7 protein-coding genes are annotated in these 7820 nt (G+C 68.1%); all 7 read left to right on the top strand.

Annotated elements, in window-relative coordinates; genetic code table 11:
* Positions 1-228: 228 nt before the first annotated feature.
* Positions 229-1533 carry an ABC transporter substrate-binding protein gene (locus Mlute_RS13225; RefSeq protein WP_119361071.1) on the top strand — a complete coding sequence of 435 codons (1305 nt, stop codon included), beginning with the start codon at positions 229-231 and terminating at the stop codon, positions 1531-1533.
* 99 nt (positions 1534-1632) lie between these two features.
* The gene (locus Mlute_RS13230; protein ID WP_119361072.1) at positions 1633-2532 is read left to right on the top strand and encodes a carbohydrate ABC transporter permease; all 900 of its coding nucleotides are present in this window, start codon (positions 1633-1635) and stop codon (positions 2530-2532) included.
* The gene (locus tag Mlute_RS13235) at positions 2529-3347 is read left to right on the top strand and encodes a carbohydrate ABC transporter permease (protein WP_119361073.1); all 819 of its coding nucleotides are present in this window, start codon (positions 2529-2531) and stop codon (positions 3345-3347) included. The genes Mlute_RS13230 and Mlute_RS13235 overlap by 4 nt, the downstream gene beginning before the upstream one ends.
* Positions 3344-4351: a zinc-dependent alcohol dehydrogenase family protein gene (locus Mlute_RS13240; protein ID WP_119361074.1), complete on the top strand. Its 1008-nt coding sequence runs from the start codon at positions 3344-3346 to the stop codon at positions 4349-4351. The genes Mlute_RS13235 and Mlute_RS13240 overlap by 4 nt, the downstream gene beginning before the upstream one ends.
* Before the next feature lie 11 nt (positions 4352-4362).
* Positions 4363-5127 (top strand): SDR family NAD(P)-dependent oxidoreductase, encoded by a 765-nt coding sequence (locus tag Mlute_RS13245; protein WP_119361075.1) that lies wholly within the window; start codon positions 4363-4365, stop codon positions 5125-5127.
* Complete coding sequence (locus tag Mlute_RS16500) at positions 5121-6098, top strand: zinc-dependent alcohol dehydrogenase (RefSeq protein ID WP_119361076.1); 978 nt, start codon at positions 5121-5123, stop codon at positions 6096-6098. Before Mlute_RS13245 ends, Mlute_RS16500 begins: the two co-directional genes overlap by 7 nt.
* A gap of 36 nt (positions 6099-6134) precedes the next feature.
* Positions 6135-7820, top strand: a 1686-nt coding sequence (locus Mlute_RS13255; RefSeq protein WP_119361077.1) for an alpha-amylase family protein, incomplete at its 3' end; no start/stop codon positions are given.

Here is a 7820-nt window from a genome sequence, read left to right on the forward strand (position 1 = left end):
GGCCGAAGAAGTCGGCCAATGCCAGGTATTCGCGGTAGAGCGCCTGGTAGGCCCCGCCCCCTCGCATCTTCCACCCCGACGGGCAAAGCGGGGCCTACCAGGCGCTCTACCGCGAATACCTGGCATTGGCCGACTTCTTCGGCCTGGCTTTCCAATCAAAGGAGGTGCCCCTGCCCTGAAAAAAGTCGGTATCGGCCCTAGGCTCTTTTTTCCCAAGGAGGTAGCACGATGCGCTTGTGGAAGCTTTTAGCCCTGGCTCTGGGGCTCGGCTCGCTGGCCCTGGCCCAGACCACCATCACCATCGCCACCGTCAACAACCCCGACATGATCACGATGCAGAAGCTGACCCCGGAGTTTGAGAAGGCCAACCCGGGCATCAAGGTTAACTGGGTGGTGCTGCCCGAAAACGAGCTGCGCCAGAAGGTGACCACCGACATCGCCACCAACGCCGGCTCCTACGACATCCTGACCATCGGCACCTATGAAGCACCCATCTGGGGTAAGAACGGCTGGCTGGTGGAGATGACCGGGCTGCCCGCCTCGTACGACCTCGAGGACATCATCAAGCCGGTGCGGGCCGGGCTTTCCTACCAGGGCAAGCTCTATGCCCTGCCCTTCTACGCCGAGAGCTCCATGCTCTACTACCGCAAAGACCTCTTTGCCGCCAAGCGCCTCACCGTTCCCGCCCAGCCCACCTGGACCCAGGCCATCAACTGGGCCAAGACCCTGCACAACCCGAGCGGCGGGGTCTACGGCATCTGCCTGCGGGGCCTGCCCGGCTGGGGTGAGAACATGGCCTTCATCACCACCCTGGTCAACACCTACGGCGGACGCTGGTTTGATGAGAACTGGCGGCCCCAGCTCACCAGCCCGGAGTGGAAGCGGGCCATCGGGCAGTACGTGGAGCTGGTCACCAAGTACGGCCCTCCCGGCGTCACCGGCAACGGCTTCACCGAGAACCTGACCCTGATGGCCGAGGGCAAGTGCGCCATGTGGATTGACGCCACCGTGGCCGCGGGCTACCTGGCTAACCCCAAGACCTCCAAGGTGGCCGACAAGATCGGCTTCGCCAAAGCCCCGGTGGCCACCACCCCCAACGGCTCGCACTGGCTGTGGAGCTGGGCTTTGGCCATCCCCAAGTCCAGCAAGAAGGTGGAGGCAGCCAAGACCTTCATCACCTGGGCCACTTCCAAGGAGTACATCGCTCTGGTGGGCCGCACCCAGGGCTGGGTCTCGGCCCCGCCGGGCACCCGCTACTCTACCTACAACAACCCCGAGTACCAGAAGGCCGCCCCCTTCGCCAAGGTGGTGCTGGACTCCATCAACACCGCCGACCCCACCCGGCCCACCCTGAAGCCGGTGCCCTACACCGGGATCCAGTTCGTGGGCATCCCCGAGTTCCAGGCCATCGGCACCCAGGTGGGCCAGTTCATCGCGGGCATCGTGGCCGGCCGCACCAGCCTGGACGCCGGGCTGGCCCAGGCCCAGGCCGCAGTGGAGAAGATCATGAAGGAGGCCGGCTACCTCAAGTAGGGGCCGCGCCGGGGTAGGGGTTTTTGCCCCTACCCCTTGCACACCCCATGGGAAGCCGTCCCCTCTGCCAGACCCCCGCTTCCCGCCAAGGCAGGCGGTATGACCCATAGCCCCCCCCTCAGACGCTATAGCCTGCGGCCCAACACCTTCTGGCTGCTGGCCCCGGCCATCCTGCTGCTGGTGGTCTGGACGCAGATTCCCTTCGTCCTCACCATCTACCACTCCTTCCGGCGCTTCAACCTGCTCAACCCCGAGCGGCAGGGCTTCGTGGGCCTGGAGAACTTCCACTCCCACCTCACCGACCCCATCTTCTGGACCGCGGTGCAGAACACCTTGGTGCTGGTGGGCTCGGTGCTGGCCATCACGGTGCTTTTGGGGCTGGTGCTGGCGGTGCTTTTCTACCAGGACTTCCCGGGCCGGGCCCTGGCCCGCACCCTGGTCATCTCGCCCTTCTTCGTGATGCCGGTGGTCTCGGCCCTGATCTGGAAGAACATGCTGATGCACCCGGTCTACGGGCTTTTCGCCTGGGTGGCCCAGCGCCTGGGCCAGGAGCCCATAGACTGGCTGGCCATCTACCCCATGCAGTCCATCGTGCTGATGGTCTCCTGGCAGTGGACGCCCTTCGCCATGCTGCTCATCCTGACCGGGCTGCAGTCGCTCTCCAAGGAGCAGCTCGAGGCCGCCAAGATTGACGGGGCCAACGCCTGGCAGGAGTTCCGCTACATCATCGTGCCCCACCTGGCCCAGACCCTCAGCGTGGTGGTGATGCTCGAGACCATCTTCCTGCTCACCATCTTCGCCGAAATCTACGCCTCCACCTCGGGCGGGCCGGGCCTGGCCACCACCACCCTGCCCTACCTCATCTACCTGAAGGCCTTCGGCGAGTACCGCATCGGGGTGGCCGCGGCAGGGGCGGTCTTCGCGGTAATCCTGGCCAACATCGTGGCCATCTTTGTGCTGCGCATGATCGGGCGCAACCTGCAAGGAGGTCGCACATGAGCGCACGCCGCGTCCGCTGGGAGCTAACCCTACTGGCCTACCTGGCCGCAGGCCTTATGTTCTTCCCCATCTTCTGGCTCTTCCTCACCGGGTTCAAAAGCGAGGCCGAGGCCATCGCCATCCCACCCCGGCTTTTCTTTCCGCCCACCCTGGAGAGCATCCAAGAGGCCCTGACCCGCAGCGACTACGGGGCCCACTTCCTCAACTCGGTCATCTCCGCCCTGGGCTCCACCCTGCTGGCCCTGCTGCTGGCCGTTCCAGCGGCCTACGCCATGGCCTTCTACCCCACCCCCCGCACCCAGGGCACCCTCCTTTGGATGATCAGCACCAAGATGATGCCCCCGGTGGGGGTGATCATCCCGGTCTACCTGATCTTCCGCGACCTGCGCTGGCTGGACAACGTCTGGGCCCTGGCCCTGATGTACACCGTGATGAACCTGCCGGTGGTGGTCTGGACGCTCTACGCCTACTTCCGCGAGGTACCCCACGAGATCATGGAGGCCGCCCGGGTGGACGGGGCCAGCACCGCCCAGGAGATGCTGCGGGTGCTCCTGCCGGTCTCAGGGCCGGCCATCGCCTCGGCGGCCCTTTTGAGCATCATCCTGGCCTGGAACGAGACCTTCTGGAGCCTCAACCTAACCGCGGCCCAGGCCTCCCCCCTATCGGTCTATGTGGCCTCCTTCAAGACCGCCGAGGGCCTCTTCTGGGCCAAGATGTCGGCGGCCTCGATGATCGCCATCTTGCCGGTGTTGGTGATGGGCTGGCTGGCCCAGCGGCAGTTGGTGCGGGGCCTGACCTTTGGAGCGATCAAATGAAAGCAGCCGTTATCACCCAACCCAAAACCCTACGGCTAGAGGAGCTCGAGGCCCCCCAGGCCGGTTTCGGCCAGGTGCGCGTGCGGGTGGGGGCCACCGGGGTCTGCGGCACCGACCTGCACCTCTTTGAGGGCCACTTTCACGCCCGGCTGCCCCTGGTGCCCGGCCACGAGATCGCCGGGGTCATAGACCAGGTGGGCCCAGGGGTGGAGGGCTTGCAGGAAGGCCAGCTGGTGGCCCTCGACCCGGTGGTGGCCTGCGGCCAGTGCTGGGCCTGCCGCCGGGGGCAGCGGCAGCACTGCCTGCACTTCCAGGCCCTGGGGGTAACCCAGGCCGGGGGCTTCGCCCAGTACGTGGTGGCCCCGGCCCAAAACGCCTACCCGGTGCGGGGCCTGAGCGCCGCCGAGGCCGCCTTTGCTGAGCCGCTGGGCTGCGTGGCCTGGGGCCTCCTGCGCCTAAGGCCCGAGCCAGGCAGCCAGGCCCTCCTCTTCGGGGCCGGCCCGATTGGCCTCCTCCTGATGCAGGCCCTCCTCATCTCCGGGGCCAGCCGGGTGGTGGTGGTGGACCCGGTGCCCGAGCGGCGCGCGCTGGCCCTCCAGCTCGGGGCCTACCGGGCCCTGGCCCCTGGCGAGCCCGCGCTTGACCTAGCCCCCCACGGCTTTGACATCGTGGCCGAGGCCACCGGGGTGCCCGCAGTGGTGGAGGCCATGCCCCGCTTCGCCGCGGTGGGGGGCAAGCTCCTGGTCTTTGGGGTGGCCCCTGAGGAGGCCCGCATCCAGCTAAGCCCCTACGACCTCTTCCAGCGCGACCTGAGCCTGATTGGGAGCTTCTCCCTCAACGGCACCCTGCCCATCGCCCTGGAGTGGCTCGAGAGCGGGCGGGTGCAGGTCAAGCCCCTCGTCAGCCACCGGCTGCCCCTCGAGGGCCTGCACCAGGCCCTGGCCTACAAGGAGCACCCTGGCATGGCCCACTCCCTCAAGGTACTCATTGAGCCCAACGCCTAAAGGAGCAACCCATGGCAACCCTACTGGACAGGTTCCGACTGGACAACCAGGTGGCCGTCGTCACCGGCGGGGCCCGCGGCATCGGGCTGGCCATCGCCACCGCCTTGGCCGAGGCCGGGGCCCGGGTGGTGCTGGCCGACCGCGACCCCGAGGCGGGCGAGAGGAGCGCGGCCCACCTAAGAGGGCTGGGCCTGGCGGCAGAGTTCCACCCCCTAGACGTCACCCGGCCCGAGCAGGCCGAGGCTTTGGCCCAGGCGCTGGAGCAGGTGGACGTGCTGGTCAACAACGCCGGCATCTGCCGCAACACCCCGGCCCTGGAGACCCCCGACGAGGAGTGGCGGCTGGTCTTTGAGGTCAACGTGCACGGGGTCTTCTGGTGCAGCCGGGCTTTTGGCCGCCGGATGGTGGCCCAAAGGCGGGGCAGCATCGTCAACATCGCCTCCATGTCCGGGCGCATCGTCAACAAGCCCCAGCCCCAGGCCGCCTACAACGCCTCCAAGGCCGCGGTCATCCACCTCACCAAGTCCCTGGCGGCCGAGCTGGCTCCCTTTGGGGTGCGGGTCAACGCCATCTCCCCCGGCTACATCGGCACCGAGATGACCCGCCGGGGCCTGGAGACCCCCGAGTGGCGGCGGGACTGGCTGGGCCTCACCCCTTTGGGCCGGCTGGGGGAACCCGCCGAGGTGGCGAGCTGCGCCCTCTTCCTGGCCTCAGAGGCCAGCAGCTACCTCACCGGCAGCGAGCTGGTGGTGGACGGGGGGTATACGGTATGGTAGGCCGCCGGCTGGCGGTGGAGGCCCCGCACCGGCTGGCCTGGCTCGAGGAAACCCCACCCAGCCCAGGCCCCGGCCAAGCCCTGCTGAAGCCCCTGGCGGTGGGCCTGTGCGGCTCCGACCTGCACGTCTACGAGGGGCTCCATCCCTTTGTAAGCTACCCGGTCTACCCGGGCCACGAGGTGGCCGCCCGGGTGCTCGAGGTGGGCCCGGAGACCAACCCCGCCTGGGTGGGGGCGCGGGTGACCCTCGAGCCCTCCCTCACCTGCGGGCGCTGCCCCCAGTGCCAAAGCGGGCGCTACAACATCTGCCAGGCGCTGCGGGTGATGGGCTTCCAAGCCCCCGGGGGCATGGCCGAGGCCTTCTTGGCCCCGGTAGATCGGCTGCACCGCCTGCCCGAGGGCCTCACCGACGAGCAGGGGGCCTTGGTGGAGCCGCTGGCGGTGGCGGTGCACGCGGTGGGGTTGAGCCGGGTGGAAGGCCGCCGGGTGGCGGTGCTGGGGGCCGGCACCATCGGGCTTCTGGTGGCCCAGGTGGCCCGGGCCTACGGGGCGGCCTCGGTGGTGGTGGTAGACCCCCTGGAGGCCCGGCGGCGGCTGGCCGAGGGTCTGGGCCTCCCGGCCCAGCCGCCCGGCCAGGAGCGCTACGAGGTGGTCTTCGAGTGCGTGGGCAGCGAGAAGGCCCTGGAGGCGGCCATCCAGGGCTGCGAGAAGGGGGCCGAGGTGGTAGTGGCGGGGGTCTTCAGCCAGCCCACCCGCATCAGCGCGGCCCTAATCCAGGACTGGGAGCTTAGCCTGCGGGGCAGCCTGATGTACACCGCCCGGGACTACCCAGAGGCCCTGCGGCTATTGGCCCAAGGCCAGGTGCGGGTAGAGCCCCTCATCACCCACCGCTTCCCCCTGAGGGAGGCCCCGGCGGCCTTCGCCACGGCCCTGCGGCGCGAGCAGGCGGTAAAGGTGATGCTCCTGGGCTAGCCCCACCCCTTGTCCGGAGGCTTAGAATACAGAAAGATGGACGTAGGGGTTTTTCTGGCCCGCATCATGGAAAGGCTTCCAGACCCTGGGGCCTACCGCACAGCCGAGCTGGAAGCCCGGGTGCGCCGCCACCTGCCCGACCTGCTCGAGGGGCTGCAGGCGGTCTACCCAGAGGCCGAAGGAATCGCATTGCGGACCGCCGAGGTGCTGGGGCGTAACCTGGCCGAGCGTCCGGACGACCTTCTGGCCCTGGACCTCCTCCGCATCCACACCCCGGACTGGTTCCAAAAACCGGATATGCATGGCTACATCGCCTACGCCGACCGCTTTGCCGGGAGCCTGAGGGGGGTGGCTGAGCGCATCCCTTACCTCAAGGAGCTGGGCATCCGCTACCTGCACCTGATGCCCCTCCTGCTACCCCGCGAGGGCGAGAACGACGGGGGCTACGCGGTGGCCGACTACCGCCGGGTGCGCCCCGACCTGGGGACGATGGACGACCTCGAGGCCCTCTGTGCCCGGCTACGGCAGGAGGGCATCAGCCTCTGCTTAGACCTGGTGCTCAACCACGTGGCCCGCGAACACCCCTGGGCCCAGGCCGCCCGCCGGGGCGACCCCCACTACCGCGCCTACTTCTACATCTACCCCGACCGCACCCTCCCCGACGCCTTTGAGCGCACCCTGCCCGAAGTCTTCCCCGACTTCGCCCCCGGCAACTTCACCTGGGACGAGGAGCTGGGGGGCTGGGTCTGGACCACCTTCAATAGCTGGCAGTGGGACGTAAACTGGGGCAACCCCGAGGTCTTTTTGGAGTACCTTGACCTAATCCTGTGGCTGGCCAACAAGGGGGTGGAGGTCTTCCGGCTAGACGCCATTGCCTTCATCTGGAAGCGCCTGGGCACCCACTGCCAGAACCAGCCCGAGGTGCACGCTCTCACCCAGGCCATGAGGGCGGCGGTGCGCATCGGGGCCCCGGCGGTGGCCTTCAAGGCCGAGGCCATCGTGGCCCCCGAGGACCTGATTGCCTACCTGGGCACCGGGAGACACTACGGCAAGGTCTCGGAGCTGGCCTACCACAACACCCTGATGGTGCAAATCTGGAGCAGCCTGGCCAGCCGCGACACCCGGCTTTTTACCCAGGCCCTGCAGCGCTTTCCGCAAAAACCCCCCAGCACGGCCTGGGCCACCTACCTGCGCTGCCACGACGACATCGGCTGGGCCATCTCCGACACCGACGCCGCCGCAGTAGGGCTCTCCGGCCCGGCCCACCGGCACTTTTTGTCGGAGTTTTACAAGGGCGACTTCCCGGGCTCCTTTGCCCGGGGGATGCACTTCCAGGAAAACCCCTCCACCGGCGACCGGCGCACCTCGGGCACTGCGGCCAGCCTGGGGGGGCTCGAGGCCGCCCTGGAGTCGGGCAATCCCCGGTTGATCCACCTGGCCATTGAGCGCCTGTTGCTGGCCCATGCAGTCTTCATCGGCTATGGCGAGGGCATCCCGCTCATCTACATGGGCGACGAGCTGGGCCTGCTCAACGACTACAACTACGTAGAAGAACCGGCCCACCGGGGCGACAACCGCTGGCTGCATCGGCCCCGGATGGACTGGGCCAAAGCCGAAAAGCGCAAGCAGGAGGGCACGGTGGAGCACCGGCTCTTCCAGGGCATCAAGAGACTTCTGGAGGCCCGGGCTCGAACCCCCCAGATGCACGCGGCCTTCCCCACC

The organism is Meiothermus luteus (assembly GCF_003574085.1).
GTDB lineage: Bacteria > Deinococcota > Deinococci > Deinococcales > Thermaceae > Meiothermus > Meiothermus luteus.

What these genes read in the sequence shown, in the direction of transcription:
- Mlute_RS13245 (WP_119361075.1), top strand. Translation starts at nt 4,363, where the DNA reads ATGGCAACCCTACTGGACAGGTTCCGACTGGACAACCAGGTGGCCGTC.
- Mlute_RS16500 (WP_119361076.1), top strand. Translation starts at nt 5,121, where the DNA reads ATGGTAGGCCGCCGGCTGGCGGTGGAGGCCCCGCACCGGCTGGCCTGG.
- Mlute_RS13225 (WP_119361071.1), top strand. Translation starts at nt 229, where the DNA reads ATGCGCTTGTGGAAGCTTTTAGCCCTGGCTCTGGGGCTCGGCTCGCTG.
- Mlute_RS13230 (WP_119361072.1), top strand. Translation starts at nt 1,633, where the DNA reads ATGACCCATAGCCCCCCCCTCAGACGCTATAGCCTGCGGCCCAACACC.
- Mlute_RS13240 (WP_119361074.1), top strand. Translation starts at nt 3,344, where the DNA reads ATGAAAGCAGCCGTTATCACCCAACCCAAAACCCTACGGCTAGAGGAG.
- Mlute_RS13235 (WP_119361073.1), top strand. Translation starts at nt 2,529, where the DNA reads ATGAGCGCACGCCGCGTCCGCTGGGAGCTAACCCTACTGGCCTACCTG.